This window comes from Sulfuritalea sp. (assembly GCF_031426875.1).
Lineage (GTDB): Bacteria > Pseudomonadota > Gammaproteobacteria > Burkholderiales > Rhodocyclaceae > Sulfuritalea.
In genome coordinates, this window is sequence record NZ_JASJPC010000050.1 from 16,754 (window position 1) to 31,303 (window position 14,550).

Annotated in this window: 14 protein-coding genes; 4 read left to right on the forward strand and 10 right to left on the reverse strand. The window is 64.8% G+C overall.

Annotation, left to right across the window (positions count from 1 at the left end; all coding sequences use genetic code 11):
• Positions 1-110 precede the first annotated feature (110 nt).
• From RMO95_RS19545 to chrA, 10 genes are all read right to left on the reverse strand, one after another.
• Positions 111-506 carry a hemerythrin family protein gene (locus RMO95_RS19545; RefSeq protein WP_310452346.1) on the reverse strand — a complete coding sequence of 132 codons (396 nt, stop codon included), beginning with the start codon at positions 504-506 and terminating at the stop codon, positions 111-113.
• Between the two features lie 50 nt (positions 507-556).
• Positions 557-1,048 carry a [NiFe]-hydrogenase assembly chaperone HybE gene (gene hybE / locus RMO95_RS19550; protein WP_310452347.1) on the reverse strand — a complete coding sequence of 164 codons (492 nt, stop codon included), beginning with the start codon at positions 1,046-1,048 and terminating at the stop codon, positions 557-559.
• Complete coding sequence (locus tag RMO95_RS19555) at positions 1,045-1,308, reverse strand: HypC/HybG/HupF family hydrogenase formation chaperone (RefSeq protein ID WP_310452348.1); 264 nt, start codon at positions 1,306-1,308, stop codon at positions 1,045-1,047. The genes hybE and RMO95_RS19555 overlap by 4 nt, the downstream gene beginning before the upstream one ends.
• A 254-nt stretch (positions 1,309-1,562) precedes the next feature.
• Entirely contained in the window at positions 1,563-2,102 is a 540-nt protein-coding gene (locus RMO95_RS19560) for a HyaD/HybD family hydrogenase maturation endopeptidase (RefSeq protein WP_310452349.1), read from the reverse strand.
• Positions 2,102-3,808 (reverse strand): nickel-dependent hydrogenase large subunit, encoded by a 1,707-nt coding sequence (locus RMO95_RS19565; protein ID WP_310452350.1) that lies wholly within the window; start codon positions 3,806-3,808, stop codon positions 2,102-2,104. Before RMO95_RS19565 ends, RMO95_RS19560 begins: the two co-directional genes overlap by 1 nt.
• Positions 3,809-3,823: 15 nt before the next feature.
• Positions 3,824-4,978, reverse strand: coding sequence for a Ni/Fe-hydrogenase cytochrome b subunit (gene hybB, locus RMO95_RS19570; protein WP_310452351.1), 1,155 nt, complete (start codon positions 4,976-4,978; stop codon positions 3,824-3,826).
• A 2-nt stretch (positions 4,979-4,980) separates the two neighbouring features.
• Positions 4,981-6,036 (reverse strand): hydrogenase 2 operon protein HybA, encoded by a 1,056-nt coding sequence (gene hybA / locus RMO95_RS19575; RefSeq protein WP_310452352.1) that lies wholly within the window; start codon positions 6,034-6,036, stop codon positions 4,981-4,983.
• A 2-nt stretch (positions 6,037-6,038) separates the two neighbouring features.
• Positions 6,039-7,238, reverse strand: coding sequence for a hydrogenase small subunit (locus RMO95_RS19580; protein ID WP_310452353.1), 1,200 nt, complete (start codon positions 7,236-7,238; stop codon positions 6,039-6,041).
• Positions 7,239-7,389: 151 nt separating this feature from the next.
• Positions 7,390-8,616 (reverse strand): MFS transporter, encoded by a 1,227-nt coding sequence (locus RMO95_RS19585; RefSeq protein WP_310452354.1) that lies wholly within the window; start codon positions 8,614-8,616, stop codon positions 7,390-7,392.
• 52 nt (positions 8,617-8,668) lie between these two features.
• Entirely contained in the window at positions 8,669-10,018 is a 1,350-nt protein-coding gene (chrA, locus tag RMO95_RS19590) for a chromate efflux transporter (RefSeq protein ID WP_310452355.1), read from the reverse strand.
• A 198-nt stretch (positions 10,019-10,216) separates the two neighbouring features.
• Here chrA and RMO95_RS19595 point away from each other — a divergent pair, with 198 nt between their 5' ends.
• The 4 genes from RMO95_RS19595 (at position 10,217) to fliI (ending at position 14,531) form a co-directional block, all read left to right on the forward strand.
• Positions 10,217-11,092, forward strand: a complete 876-nt coding sequence (locus tag RMO95_RS19595; protein ID WP_310452356.1) for an HDOD domain-containing protein — start codon at positions 10,217-10,219, stop codon at positions 11,090-11,092.
• A 10-nt stretch (positions 11,093-11,102) separates the two neighbouring features.
• Positions 11,103-11,999 carry an MBL fold metallo-hydrolase gene (locus RMO95_RS19600; protein ID WP_310452357.1) on the forward strand — a complete coding sequence of 299 codons (897 nt, stop codon included), beginning with the start codon at positions 11,103-11,105 and terminating at the stop codon, positions 11,997-11,999.
• A 388-nt stretch (positions 12,000-12,387) separates the two neighbouring features.
• A complete protein-coding gene (locus RMO95_RS19605) occupies positions 12,388-13,143 on the forward strand; it encodes a FliH/SctL family protein (RefSeq protein WP_310452358.1) in 756 nt (251 codons plus the stop codon).
• Positions 13,140-14,531, forward strand: a complete 1,392-nt coding sequence (fliI, locus tag RMO95_RS19610; protein WP_310452359.1) for a flagellar protein export ATPase FliI — start codon at positions 13,140-13,142, stop codon at positions 14,529-14,531. The genes RMO95_RS19605 and fliI overlap by 4 nt, the downstream gene beginning before the upstream one ends.
• The last annotated feature ends 19 nt before the right edge of the window (positions 14,532-14,550 follow it).

Consider the following 14,550-nt stretch of genomic DNA (forward strand, 5'->3'; position numbering starts at 1 on the left):
GCGAGAACGAAACAAACTACCGAATCCGAACCTGGCAGCGAGCCGATTTCGCGAATAAGCGGGACAGCGTCGCCGTCCCGCCAGCGCCAACTTTCTGGCGCCCTCGCCGCTCAGCGGCTGTTGCGCACGTAATCGGCGAAGCGGCGGTCGCGCGTGGCGATGTGATTGCCGATGAAGGCCAGGGCCTCGGCAGCTCCGCCCGCGATCAGTTCGGTATCGCCTGCGGCATGGCGCGAGGCGAGGATGCGCAGCGCGTCGAGCATATAGGCGTGGTCGTCGACGTGGTCCTCGTAGTCGTCGTAGCTGTTGAGGCGCATCAGCAGCTCTTCCGACAGGAAGTGCGCCTCGCTGTAGGAAATCAGGCGTTCGAGTATTTCGCCCACCACCGCGGCGTCGCGATTCTCGCCGGCCGCGGCGCACAGCGCCCGCAGCAGTCCGAGCTGTATCTCGTGCTCGCGATCGGCGCCCGCGTTCGACTCGGCATTGATGTTGGAGAGCTGCGACATGTTTGCTTCCCTCCTTCCCTCGGCAGGCCGGATTGTTCATGAGTTGCAGCTTAGCGCAATGCGAGAAAGCGGCGGCGCGAGAGCGAAGGCTCGCCAGCCGCCTTTTCTTCCGCGGGTGCTTTCGGCGACTGCTGCGGCGCTGTCAGCAGCGCGATCAGCGAAGCGCGGGCCGTCATGGTCGCCTCCGACTGGGAGGAGAATTTTCCCATGGGCGAGAACAGTGGACAGCTCTGGTACTCGCCGAGTTCCGCTTCGGTGCTGCCGAGAAAGGCGAAATCGCCGGCCGGGAACTTGACGAAGCGCCGCTTGTTTTCGCCCGTCGTCACCCAGTTCTCGTTGCCGCCCGGCAGCAAGAGCAGGCTCATGCACCAGGGCGTCACCACGATGCCCAGCCAGTGCCCCTGCCAGCGCTGGAAATCGACGGCCGCCACCGAGAGCGCCGGATTGAGGATGGGCACATCGGCCATATGCTCGCGCTGGATGCGGAAGAAGGCTTCCTCCACCGCCTCGGCGGGACTGTCCTGGTGGACGCGGAAGTTCATGCCGCCGCCAGATCGTCGCCCCAACTGCGAGCGTCGCCCCCCTGCGCCATCAGTTCCTGCATCAGCGCCAGGGCTTCCTCGGCGCGCTCGCGCTCGACGCGCTCGAAGGCAAAGCCGCCGGCCTGGATCAGCAGGTAATCGCCGACCGCGACGTCTTCGTTCAGCAACAGCAGGCTGACCTCGCGCATCTGGCCGAAGCACTCGGTGAGGGCCGTGCCCTCACTGACTTCGAGCACGCGGGACGGCGCGGCGAGGCACATATCAGTGGCCCCCTGTCGCCCTTGGCGGGGTACGCCCGAGGTTCTTGGCCGCCAAACAGCCACGGCCTGTCCCGAACGGGACGGTGGGGTGTTCTGCGCAGCGAAGTAAAGAAGGGCGTAGGCAGGGTTTCGCGGAGCACTGCTCCGCGCTGCCGAAGCCGGCTTGCCATGCAGGGCAAGCCGTGGGGACGGGTGACATGAGCGACGCAGAGCACCCCACCGGCCCGTTCGCGCAACAGACGCCAAGTGCCATCTCAGGCCGCCTTTTTCATCGGCTCGACAGCGTAGCCGCGCGCAGCAAGTTCTTCTGCGGCCATGGCGGCCAGCAGTGGCACCTTGGTGGCGATCGTCGGCGTCATTTCCATGCCGAGTTCCAGCGAAATCAGTTCAACGCCGAGCACCACGATTTCCTTGGGCATGGTGTCGAGCAGTTCCAGGCTGGCCAGCACGTCGGGCAGCGCGATCTGGTGCGGCGAGAGCTTGCTGCGGAAGAACACCGGGATCTCGTCGCCGGCGATCCTGACCACCGTGCCCGGCGCCGCGCCGGTCTTGACCACGTCGAGCACGATCAGGAAATCCAGGTTCGACAAGTCCTCGATCATTTCCATGCCCGAGGTGCCGCCGTCGATCGCCAGCACGTTTTCCGGCAGCTTCCAGCCGCGCTCCAGCGCCTCGACCGCGCGCACGCCGGCGGCCTCGTCCGTAAGGATGGTGTTGCCGATGCCGAGGACGACGGCGCGGTGGGGGTGGCCGGCTGAAGCCGGCCCTACAAAGGACACGTTGCCGCAGTCCATCAAACCGCCTTGACCGAGATCGCGGTGTTGCTGCCCTTGTCGGTCAGGTGGATCGCGCAGGCGATGCAGGGATCGAAGGAGTGGATGGTGCGCAGCACTTCCAGCGGCTTCTCGGCGTCGGCGATCGGCGTATCGACCAGCGATGCCTCGTAGGGCCCCGGCTCGTCCTTGTCGTTGCGCGGGCAGGCATTCCAGGTCGAGGGCACCACACATTGGTAGTTCTTGATCTTGCCGTTGTCGATCACCACCCAGTGCGACAGCGCGCCGCGCGGCGCCTCGTGGAAGCCGACGCCCATCACCTCGTCCTTGGGGAACACCGGCTGGTTGAAGGTGGTCAGGTCGCCCTTGCCCATGTTGCCGATCAGGGCAGTCCATTGATCGGCCAGCATGTCGACATTGACGCAACAGGAAATCGCGCGCGCGGCGTGGCGGCCTATGGTCGAATGCATGGCATCCAGCCCGACCTTGGTCTTGGCCAGCGCCGACACCGTATCGAGCGCCGCCGTGGCGTACTTGGTGGTCGGCACGTGCCCGGCGGCGAGGCCGTTGATGACGCGGGCCAGCGGTCCGACCTGGGCCACCTTGCCGTAGAAGGTCGGCGACTTGAGCCAGGAATACTTGGCGTCGTCCTTGAAATCGGTGTAGTTCGGCTTGGTTTCGCCCTTGTAGGGATGCAGGGGACCGCTCTTGTCGTAGTCGTACCAGGAATGCTTGACCGATTCCTCGACGCCCTTGATCCAGTACTCGTCGTTGAAGCTCTTGATCTGCTTCTGCTTGCCCAGGTCGCCGGCCTCGACAAAGCCGCCGGGGAAGCCGAACTGCGTGCCCTTGGTGTCGAGCGGAATGTCGGGCACCGATAGGTAGTTGGTGACGCCCTTGCCGACCTTGGTCCAGTCGGCATAGAAGGCGCCCACCGCGGCGACGTCGATCAGATACACGTTCTTGACGAAGTCCGACAGCTCGTCGATGAAGCCCTTGATCGCCATCAGGCGTTCGACCGTCAGCACTGCCTGCGAATCGGTCGCCAGCGGATTGGCCACGCCGCCGACGGCGACGTTCTGGATGTGCGGCGTCTTGGCGCCGAGGATCGAGACGATCTTGTTGGCCTTGCGCTGCACTTCCAGCGCCTGCAGGTAGTGCGCGACGGCAAGCAGGTTCACTTCGGGCGAGAGCTTCATCGCCGGATGGCCCCAGTAGCCGTTGGTGAAAATGCCGAGCTGGCCGCCATTGACGAAATGCTTGAGCCGCTCATGCACGCGCTTCATCTCGTGTTTGTTGTTCAGATGCCAGGACGACAGGCTTTCGCCGAGGATCGCCGTCTTGTCCGGATCGGCCTTCAGCGCGGAGGTGACATCGACCCAGTCGAGCGCCGAGAGATGGTAGAAATGCACGATGAAATCGTGCACCGAGTGCGCCAGGATGATCAGGTTGCGGATGTACTGGGCATTCAGCGGGATTTCCATTTTCAGTGCGTTTTCCACCGCCCGCACCGAGGTGATGGCATGCACGGTGGTGCACACGCCGCAGATGCGCTGGGTGATGGCCCAGGCGTCGCGCGGATCGCGGCCGAGCAGGATCAGCTCGACGCCGCGCCACATCTGGCCGGAGGACCAGGCCTTCTTGACGCGGCCGCCGTCGACATCGACGTCGATACGCAGGTGGCCTTCGATACGGGTGATCGGATCAATTGTTATGCGCTTGGACATTTTTGTCTCCGTGCTTCAGTGGATAGCTTCTTCCCGGGGCAGCACCGGGAAGCGACGGGTGATGATGATGTAACCGAGAACTTCGGCGGCGAACAAGCCCGCCGTGACCAGCACTTCGGCCAGGGTCGGGAAGTAGTTGAAATCGCCGCCGGTTTCGTAGCCGATCAGGAAGCCGGAGAGGCGCATCAGCGCGCCGCCCAGCATCAGCAGGACGCCGGCGAGGAACAACTTCGCCGGATTGCGCCGGTTGGACTCGGCCCCGATCAGGATCAGCGGCGCGATGAAGCAGGCCATTTCCAGCCAAAACATCAGCGCCTCGACCGATGGCGCGAAGGCCAAGGGCAAAGCGCCGCGCACGATCACGTCGCCGAGGCGAACCACGATGAACACCGCGAGGATGCCCAGCATGATCTTCGCCATCGGCGTCAGCATCTGCGTCTCGAGCTTGCGCCGGTAGGCCGTCGAGGTCAGGCAGGATTCGAACAGCACCACCGCATAGCCCATGAAGATGGCCGACAGTAAATACAGCAGCGGCAGCGCGGGCGTCTGCCACAGCGGGTGCACCTGTCCGCCCATGACCACCAGCAGGGTGCCCAGCGAGGACTGATGCATCATCGGCAGCACGGTACCGAGGGCGATGATGAAGAACATCGCCTTGTTCACCTTCTTCCTGGTGTCGTGCCTGCCCATCTGTTCCAGGACCGCCGGCGAAAACTCGATCCACATCACCACGATGTACAGCGTGATGCAGACCGCGACCTCGAACATCACCGAATTCGGATTGATCGAGCCCGGCCAGAACATGTTCCAGACGTTCCACCAGCGACCGAGGTCGAATATGACGCCGGCACCGGCCAGGGTGTAGCCGAACAGGCTGGCCAGCAGGGCCGGCCGCACCAGCGGATGGTATTCGCCCTTGTTGAAGATATAGACCAGCATCGCCACCGAAAAGCCGCCGCAGGCGAAGGCCGAGCCGATCACCACATCGACCGCGATCCAGATGCCCCAGGGATAGCCGTCGTTGAGGTTGGTCACGGCGCCGAGCCCGAACAGGAAGCGCACCACGAGGATCGCCGCCATCAGCGCGATCAGCACGCCGCAACTGAGCGTCACGATGTTGACCAGGCTGCCGCCGACCGGCGCGGGTGCCGCATGTTGATGGTTGGCCATGATCAGCTCCCCTCCTTGTCGGACGATTCATCCTCGGGCTTGACGTTGCGCTTGGCCACCCAGGTCATCGCACCGAGCACGGCGAAGGGCATGATCAGGTTGCCGTAGAGGTTGTGCTGGATGGTCTCGGACAGCGCCGCGGCTGCATCGGGCGGCAGGTTGGGCATGCCGAGCTTCTCGAAATTGACCCCGGAGAGCTTGAGCACCTGGGTGCCGCCATACTCCTTCTCGCCATAGACATGCTGCAGGTATTTGCCGGCGGGTGTCTCGTAGCTCTGGTCGGGCTCATGACGCCAGCCGACGCGCTTCATCTCGCCCTTGCCGTCCGGCTTGCCCTGCAGTGCCTTTTCCTGCGCCGGGCGCAGACGGCCGCGCGGGAAACGATTGAGTTCGCCGGGCTTCATCGCGATGCGGCGCTTGGCCTCGGCCAGCAGGTCTTCCGTGCGACCGAACAGCGTGGCGCCGGTCGGGCAGACCTCGGCGCAGGCCGAATAGTGGCCGTCCTTGTGGCGATGGCGGCACAGCTCGCACTTGCCGATGCGCCCGGTGGGCGAGTCGTACTGGTACTTCGGAATGCCGAAGGGGCAGGCAGCGACGCAGTAGCGGCAGCCGATGCACTTGTCCGGGTTGTAGCCGACCACGCCGGTCACCGGGTCCTTGGTCATCGCCGAGACCGGACAGGCCGAGACGCAGGAAGGGTCGGCGCAATGCATGCAGGAGGTCTTCATGAAGGCGTAGCCGTTGATCTCCTGATCCTTCGCGTCCATGGTGCCGTTGCGGTACATCTTGATCAGGTTGAAGGTGTAGCCGGAGGTATCGAGCGGCGTGTCCCACAGGTGATCGACCGTGGAAAACTCCGCGGGATTGTTGTTGGCCTCCTTGCAGGCCGCGACGCAGGCCTTGCAGCCGACGCAGAGCGTTGAGTCGTAGAGCAGTCCGAGCGCTTCGGGCGGGCGCGACCGGGTTTCGCGGGCCGCCGCCGGAATCGCCACGGCGCCGGCCGTGGCCGCCGCCCCGCTCGCGAGGACACCCTTGAGGAAATCTCGCCGGGTGCCCATGATCATTCTCCAGCCTTGGCAGTTGCAGGTTTGCCAGCGTCCTTGGCGCGCTCGGCTTCCTCGGCCGCGTGCGACAGGCCCAGGTTGCGCGTCAGCATGATCGCCGCGCCGGCCGCTGCGCCGGCAACTGCCGCCACGGCGGCGGCAGAGGCGAAGGAAGCCGCCTTGCCCTGCTCCTCGACGATGCGCGGATACTGCAGCGGCGGCGTCACGTTGAGCATCTTGGCGACCTGGTGGATCGGTTTCTGGAAGCCGACGCCCTTCTCGGTGCAGCCGATGCAGGGATGGCCGCAGCCGACCGGCCAGTTGTTCTCGCCAGCGTCGCCGAAGCCCAGCGTCGAACAGTTGGCGTAGGTCTCGGGGCCCTTGCAGCCCAGCTTGTACAGACAATAGCCCTGGCGGTGGCCGGGGTCGCCGAACTGCATCGCAAAGCGGCCGGCGTCGAAGTGGGCGCGGCGCTCGCAGTTTTCGTGGATCAGGCGCGAGTAGGCAAACTTGGGACGGCCCAGCTTGTCGACTTCGGGCAGCTTGCCGAAGGTCAGGAAATGCACCACGGTGGCGAGGAAGTTGTATGGGTTGGGCGGGCAGCCGGGAATCGTCACCACCGGCTTGCCGAGGATCTCGGCGACGCCGGCCGAACCCGTCGGGCTGGAATCGGCCAGGGGCGAAATCGTCGAAGGCATGCCGCCCCAGGAAGCGCAGGAACCGATCGCGATCACCGCCGCGGCGTCGGCCGCGCATTCCTTGAGCATGTCGATCGCGGTCTGGCCGCCGATCTTGCAGTAGATGCCGTTGTTCTTGGTCGGGATCGCGCCTTCGACCACCAGCACGTACTTGCCCTTGTTGGCCTTCATCGCGTCCCGGCGGGCGGCTTCGGCCTGGTGGCCGGCGGCGGCCATCAGCGTCTCGTGGTAATCGAGGGAAATCACATCGAGGATCAGCTTTTCCAGCGTCGGATGCTCGGCCCGCAGCAGCGATTCCGAACAGCCCGTGCATTCCTGAAAGTGCAGCCAGATAACCGAAGGCCGCTTGGCCGATTCGATCGCCTTGGCCACCGCCGCCTCGGCGCCGCTGGGCAGACCCATGGTCACCGCCAGCGTCGCGCAGAACTGCAGAAACTCGCGCCGCGGCATTTCCAGGCGCTGCTCGATCTCCTCCAGCGTCTTGCGGCTGGTGTCAAAGATTCCGTTGATCTCACCCATTCTGCTGTCCCCCTCCAAGAGCCAGGCCGCGTTCGGGCCTGATATCGGCAGAGGTTATGCAATTCGCGCGCCTGAATCCATACGCTTAAAAGGGTATTTACGATTCAACGTCTTGCAAAGATTTGATTTCCACCTAAAGTATTTTAATCGGTTACCTGCTTTCCACCTTGCTAACCACCTGATCCACGGCATGTCGCCGAAACGAGCGCCACAAGGCAAGGTCGTAGGCGATCTTGAGAACGCCGCAAGCCACCAGCGGAGCGGCAAACCAACCGCCGGCGAACAGCAGCCCGGCGAGGGTCGGACTCGATGCCGCAGCGAGGCTGCGCGGCACCGCCGTAAAACTCGCCGCCGCGGCACGCTCGGGCGGGGTCACGACGGCCATGACGTAGGCCGAACGCGTCGGCACGTCCATTTGCGACAGGGCCGCGCGCAGCAGCAGAAAGCTCAGCGCCAGCCCGAGATCAGGCGCGAATGCGGCGAGGATCAGGAACAGGCTGGACGGAATGTGGGTGAACACCATGGTATTGAGCAGCCCGATGCGCCGCGCCAGCCGGGGCGCAACCAGTTGCGAAAGCGCACCCAACAAACCCGCCCAGAAGAAAAAGGCGCCTGCCGCCGCCAGCGAGAGGCCGAAGCGCTCGAACAGCCACAGGGCCAGCAAGGAGTTCACCACCAGCCCGCCGGCAAAGGCGTCGACCGAAAACAGTGCGGCGAGCCTGACCACGATGCCCCGCGACGGACCGAGCGGCGACATTGCGGGCGCCGGAGTTCCCGGCGGACGCGAGGGCAGCAATGCATACAGCAGCCAGATCAGTGCGCCCACGCCGGCATAGGCCACGAACATCAGGCGCAGCGCCAGCAGCCGATCGACGCCAAGGCCGGCAAGCGCATCGGGTGCCCCGACCGCCAATGCGCCGATCGCCGCGCATAAAGCTCCGGTGAGGCTATAGCGGGCGAAAAGCCGGGTACGGACATTGCCCTCGGCAGCAATCGCCAGCCTTGAATGCTCCAGTGGCAAGAATACGCTGACGTCGCCCGCGCTCGGGTTCAGGGTGCCGACGAAGGCCACCAGCAGCAGCGGCCAGAAGTCCGACAGCCCGGCAAAACCCAGCCCGGTGGCCGTCATCAGCAGCGCCGCCGCCAGCAGAAGAGTGCGCGGCGCGGCGCGATGCCCCCAGACGCCGAGCGCCAGCGTGGCCAGCGCCGACCCCAGCAAAGTCGCGGTGCTGAGCAGGCCGACATGCCAGGTGTCGTAGCCCAGCGCCAGCAGATAGGCCGGTAGCAGTATCGCCACATAGCCATCGACAAAAGCACGCAGGCCGCGGCCGATCAGGAGCAGGCGCACTTCCGCGGCCGCGTCGACAGCGAGTGTCATTTCAGGCCGAATTCATTGCGGCCGCTCACGCCTGATCCATTTTCCCCACCCTTCATCGCACAAGAGAAAGTCCGAGGCCCAGCGCCGCGCAGACGCCTATCACTTTCATGATGTCGGCCTTGTATTTCCACAGCGCGACAAACGCTGCGATGGCGACGACGAGCGGGAACACGTCGAAGGGACCGGCGAAGGGGGCGGCATCGGTCGCCTTGGGCCAGAAGGTGTGCCAGGCGAAGAAGACAGCGAGGTTGAGGATCACGCCGACCACTGCCGCCGTGATCGCGGTCAGGGGCGCCGTGAACTTGAGTTCGCCGCGCGTGGCCTCGACCAGCGGCGCGCCGGCGAGGATGAAAAAGAAACTCGGCAGGAAGGTGTAGAAAGTTGCCACCGCCGCGCCGGCGACACCTGCGGCGACGGGATCGGCGAACACCGACTTGGCCGCGCCGCCAAGGTAGCCGACCCAGGTCACCACCATGATCAGCGGTCCCGGCGTGGTTTCACCGAGCGCCAGGCCGTCCATCATCTGCGGACCGCTGAGCCAGCCGAAATGCTCCACGGCGCCCTGATACACATAGGGCAGCACCGCATAGGCGCCGCCGATGGTGAGGAAGGCCGCCTTGGTGAAGAATTCGCCCATGTTGACGAGTTCGGGCACCGCCCCCAGCCCCAGCATCGACACGGCCCAGATCGCGACGAAAACCAGGGTCGTCAGGCCAAGCCTGGCCCAGGAGAACTTCGCATGCGCCGGCGGCGGCGTTTCGTCGTCGATGATGGCCGGACCATAGGCCTGGTGCGAAACGCCGTGCGCGCCGCCGCCACGGAACTTCGCCGGCAACAGCTTGCCGCCGATGGCGCCGAGAATTCCGGCGGACAGCACGATCCAGGGAAAATCGATCCTGAAGAAAAAGATGCCGACGAAGGCCAGGGCCGCGATGCCGAACAGGATTTCGTTCCTGATCGAGCGCGAGCCGATGCGCCAGGCGGCGAACAGCACCACCGCGACCACCGCCGGCTTGATGCCGTAGAAAATGCCCTGCACCAGCGGCACGTCGCCCCAGGAAAGATAGATGCCGGCCAGCAGCGAAAGCAGGACGAAGGCCGGCAGGAAGAACAGCACGCCGGCCATCACCCCGCCCTTCACGCCGTGCAGCAGCCAGCTGATGTAGATGGCGAGCTGGGTCGCCTCCGGCCCGGGTAGCAGCATGCAGTAGTTGAGCGCGTGCAGGTAGCGGTGTTCGGAGATCCAGCGCCGCCGCTCGACCAGCTCCTGATGCATCATCGCGATCTGCCCGGCAGGCCCGCCGAAGCTGATGAAGCCGAGCTTGAGCCAGTACTTGAAGGCCTCGCCAAGAGTTGGCGTTGGCGGGACGGCGCGCGCGCCCTGATCGATGCCGTCGGTCATGCGAATCTCCTGTGGATGCGTTTGCAAAGCTTGTCCCAAAGCATCCGACCTCGGTCGGCAGCTCGTCATCAAGTGCACAATACAATGCCTGCGCGCTGAAGTCGGACCGAATCGCAACCATGCCGCAATCGGCCCTGGCGCGTGCCGTTTCGCCCAGGATCGGTGGCTATAATGCCGACTCCACCGAGGCTGCCAAACTTGAGCGCACTGACACCCGAACTCGAACGCAAACTGGACACGGCTGTCGAGCGCATGCCGGCATTTCCGCGCAGCGTGCAGCGCATCCTCGAACTCACGCGCAATATCAATTGCCTGCCCAAGGAAATTGTCGCGGTGATCGAAAAGGATCCGGTGATGACCATGAAGATTTTCAAGGTCATCAATTCCGCCTACTACAGCCTGCCGACCAAGATCACCTCGATCGGCCAGTCCGTGGTCTATCTCGGCATCAACACGATCAAGAACCTGGCCCTGGGTTTTGCCGCCGCCGGCATACTGCCGCGCATGAATGCCGCCGGCTTCGACATCCAGCGCTACCTGCTGCACTCGCTGGTGGTCGCCGGCGTCGCCCGGCAGCTGGCAATCCAGTTCGCCGACGACGAAGCGGACCCGGGCGACTGCTACATCGCCGGGCTGCTGCACGATTTCGGCAAGGTGGTGTTCGTGCAGTTCCTGTCGGCGGAGTTCCACGACGCGCTGGCTTACGCCAAGGAAAACTCGCTGCCCCTGCACGAAGCCGAACGCATCGTGATCGGCGTCGATCACGGCGTTGTCGGCGCCCGCCTGGCGAAGCGCTGGACCTTTCCCGCACACCTGATCGACTGCATCCGCGACCATCACCAGCCCGCGGCCGCGGCGTCTGCCATGCTCGACTGCGTGCGGACGGCGGACCAACTGGTGCGCTTTCGCGAAATCGGCGACAGCGGCAACCCCTGGCGCGACACGGAAGCCCCGGCAGCCGCAGCGCGCTTTGGCGACGATCCGGAGAATCTCCTGGCGCGGCTTGCGCCGGGCTCACTGGAAAAGATCGTCGCGGAAGCCATGGTGTTCGCCCAGTTGGCCAGCGAGCAGTGAAAGAAACGCCGTGAAAGTGCGCTTCTGGGGCGTGCGCGGTTCGATTCCGGCGCCCGGCCCGCACACCATTCGCTACGGCGGCAACACGACCTGCATCGAAGTGCGCAGCGACGATGGCGCGCTGCTGATTTTCGACGCCGGCACCGGGATATTCCCGCTGGCCCAGGAACTCCTGAAGCAAATGCCGGTGCAGGCCAGCATCTACATGACCCATACGCACTGGGACCACATCCAGGGTTTGCCGTTCTTCACGCCGCTGTACATCCCCGGCAACTCGATCCGCATCCACGGCGGCTACGACGTGGTTGCCGGGCGCGGCATCGAACAGGTCATGGAAGTACAACTGCAGTACAGCTACTTCCCGGTACGCGAAGCGGAGATGAAGGCCGGCATCGAGTACCGCACCCTGCGGGTCGGCGAATCCGTGCAAGTCGGCGATGCCAGCGTCACGCCGCTGCTGCTCAACCATCCTGTGGTGAATTTCGGCTATCGCGTCGACTGCAACGGCAAGTCGGTGTTCTTCACCGGCGACCACGAACCCTGGCCCAACATCTACGATCCGGCCGACGAGGGTTACGCCGAGTTCCAGCAGATGATCGACCAGCAGCAGGCGCAGCTCGACCAAGCGCTGGCGGGTCTCGACATCATGATCGCCGATTGCTCCTACACCGCGGCCGAGTATCCCACCCGGATCGGCTGGGGCCACGGCACCCTCGAAGGCAGCATCGCCTGGGCGTCGCGCATAGGCGTGAAGACTCTGGTGTGCACCCACCACGAACCGACGCGCAGCGACGACGCGCTGGAGCAGGCGTTCGCGGCGGCACTCGAACATACGGGGCATGCCTCGCCGGCTGTCGGCGGCCTGGAAATACTGCTGGCCCGCGAAGGAATGGAACTGATTCTCTAGATTTCGTGCAGGGCCGGTTTCAGCCGGACGGATAACGATGGCGCTGTAGGGCCGGCTTCAGCCGGCCGGATTACGATGGCCTTGTAGGGCCGGCTTCAGCCGGCCGGCGGTGGATGGCGGACTGAAGTCCGCCCTACAAGTCCGCCCTACAAGTCCGCGCGACAAGGTCGGTCGCCGGCAACTTCCCAGCCACAAGCAAAGCTTGCCGACAGACCTGCGGCGGCCTTCCGTCGCCTTGACACAACCGGAATGCCCGCAACGCACACGACATCCCCCGGCCTTTGGGAAACCGGCTTCCCGAATCTATTACTAAACGCCTACGTAGATACCGCAGTTTGCCGCGTAATTCACGGATAAACATGCGGTGGCCTTTTTGAGATTATCCATCATGGCAAGACGGATACAGCCGACCATCTGCAACGTTCCGGGACAAAATAAAATTCTCTCTCCGCCAAGCAAAAAAGCGCCCGAGCCGACCTGGAAGCCGCTGGCGCTGACCAACTTCAGCGATGCCGTCGGCAGTGCCGGAAGCAGCGTCAGGAGTTCCGCCAGGGCGGCCCAGGCCGCCGCCGGCGGACAGGTTTTCGGCCACCAGGAAGCAGCCGCCCTGCGCGAATCCGCACGGCAGGAAGGCTACCAGTCCGGCTTCGACTTGGGCCGCATCGACGGCCTCAAAGCCGGCCGCGAAACGGCCGAAGCCGACGGACGCGTACTGGCCATGCAACTGGCGCGAGCGATTTCCCGATTCGACGAAGGCGTTGCCGACCTCGAGCGCGCCACCGCCAACGAACTCCTGGCGCTGGCCCTCGAAGTGTCCCGCCGCGTGATCCATCAGACCATCGACGTGCGGCCGCAAGTCGTGCTCGAGGCGATTCGCGAAGCCTTGACCCATTTGCCCGCGCAGCACGGAACCATACACCTCAATGTCGAAGACGCCGCACTGGTGCGCAGCCAGGCCGGCGAGCAGCTGGGACGCGCAGGGCACCGCATCCAGGAAGATCCTCAACTTGGACGCGGCGATGTCGTTATTGAAACGGGGGGCACACACCTCGATGCCCGCCTCGCCACGCGCTGGCAGCGGGTGATTGGCTCACTCGACCAACACACGCCCTGGCTCGTCGCAGACGACACGGAGCAAGCATGAACACGCAAGGCCTGACTCAATATCTCGATCAATGCCGGGTTCAGGTCGCCGGCGCTCAGGCCCACCAAATCGGCGGCAGGCTGACCCGCATCAACGGCCTGGTGATGGAAGCCACCGGATTGAAACTGCCCTTGGGTGCCGTGGTGCGCATCGAGATGCCGAACACAGGCACGGTCGAAGCCGAAGTCGTCGGTTTTGCCGGAGATCGCCTGTTCATGATGCCGGCCGAAGATGTCTACGGACTGGCACCGGGAGCCCTGGTATTGCCCCAGGAAGCACCCAGCTCAGCACCGGTGCTCGGCCAGCGGCCGTTGGCGATGCGTCGCGCGCAGGATCGAACCAAACACCTGCCGGTCGGCGACGAGCTGCTGGGACGGGTGGTCGATGGCAACGGCCGACCGCTCGACGATCTCGGACCGCTGGTCACTGCCCGGCGCCACTCGCTGGCCAGCCGGCCGCTCAATCCGCTGCAGCGCGAACCCATCCGCCACAGCATGGACGTCGGCATCCGCGCCATCAACGGCCTGCTGACCGTCGGTCGCGGCCAGCGTCTCGGCCTGTTCTCCGGTTCCGGTGTCGGCAAGAGCGTGCTGCTGGGCATGATGGCGCGCTACACCGAAGCCGATCGCATCGTCGTCGGCCTGATCGGCGAACGCGGCCGCGAAGTACAGGAATTTCTCGAACAGAACCTCGGCCAGGATGGCCGCGCGCGCTCCGTCGTGGTCGCCGCGCCGGCCGACGTCAGCCCGCTGCTGCGTCTGCAGGGTGCCGCCTATGCGACGGCGATAGCCGAGAGTTTTCGCGACGAAGGCCGCCACGTCCTGTTGATCATGGATTCATTGACGCGCTATGCCATGGCGCAGCGCGAGATCGCCCTGGCCGTCGGCGAGCCGCCGGTCACGCGCGGCTACCCTCCCTCGGTCTTCGCCCGCCTGCCGCAACTGGTCGAACGCGCCGGCAACGGTCCGGTCGGCGGCGGCTCGATCACGGCCTTCTATACCGTGCTCACCGAAGGCGACGATCCGCAGGATCCGATTGCCGACTCGGCACGGGCCATTCTCGACGGGCACATCGTGCTCAGCCGCCAGTTGGCCGACGCCGGGCACTATCCGGCAATCGACATCGAACAGTCGATTTCGCGCGTGATGAACCAGATCATCGCGCCGGAACAGATCGAACTCGCGCGCCAGTTCAAGCAGTTGTATTCGCGCTACCAGCGCGGCCGCGACCTGATTGCCGTCGGTGCCTACGCGCCCGGCTCGGACGTCCTGCTGGACCGGGCGATCGCGCTGTATCCGCGGCTGGAAGCCTTTCTTCAGCAATCCATCAACGAACGTGCCGACAGCCAGGGTTCGCGGCTGCGGCTGGCCGAACTGTTTGCCTTCTGAATCCATCGATCCCGCCACC

What these genes read in the sequence shown, in the direction of transcription:
- RMO95_RS19545 (WP_310452346.1), bottom strand. Translation starts at nt 506, where the DNA reads ATGTCGCAGCTCTCCAACATCAATGCCGAGTCGAACGCGGGCGCCGAT.
- hybE (WP_310452347.1), bottom strand. Translation starts at nt 1,048, where the DNA reads ATGAACTTCCGCGTCCACCAGGACAGTCCCGCCGAGGCGGTGGAGGAA.
- RMO95_RS19555 (WP_310452348.1), bottom strand. Translation starts at nt 1,308, where the DNA reads ATGTGCCTCGCCGCGCCGTCCCGCGTGCTCGAAGTCAGTGAGGGCACG.
- RMO95_RS19560 (WP_310452349.1), bottom strand. Translation starts at nt 2,102, where the DNA reads ATGGACTGCGGCAACGTGTCCTTTGTAGGGCCGGCTTCAGCCGGCCAC.
- RMO95_RS19565 (WP_310452350.1), bottom strand. Translation starts at nt 3,808, where the DNA reads ATGTCCAAGCGCATAACAATTGATCCGATCACCCGTATCGAAGGCCAC.
- hybB (WP_310452351.1), bottom strand. Translation starts at nt 4,978, where the DNA reads ATGGCCAACCATCAACATGCGGCACCCGCGCCGGTCGGCGGCAGCCTG.
- hybA (WP_310452352.1), bottom strand. Translation starts at nt 6,036, where the DNA reads ATGGGCACCCGGCGAGATTTCCTCAAGGGTGTCCTCGCGAGCGGGGCG.
- RMO95_RS19580 (WP_310452353.1), bottom strand. Translation starts at nt 7,238, where the DNA reads ATGGGTGAGATCAACGGAATCTTTGACACCAGCCGCAAGACGCTGGAG.
- RMO95_RS19585 (WP_310452354.1), bottom strand. Translation starts at nt 8,616, where the DNA reads ATGACACTCGCTGTCGACGCGGCCGCGGAAGTGCGCCTGCTCCTGATC.
- chrA (WP_310452355.1), bottom strand. Translation starts at nt 10,018, where the DNA reads ATGACCGACGGCATCGATCAGGGCGCGCGCGCCGTCCCGCCAACGCCA.
- RMO95_RS19605 (WP_310452358.1), top strand. Translation starts at nt 12,388, where the DNA reads ATGGCAAGACGGATACAGCCGACCATCTGCAACGTTCCGGGACAAAAT.
- fliI (WP_310452359.1), top strand. Translation starts at nt 13,140, where the DNA reads ATGAACACGCAAGGCCTGACTCAATATCTCGATCAATGCCGGGTTCAG.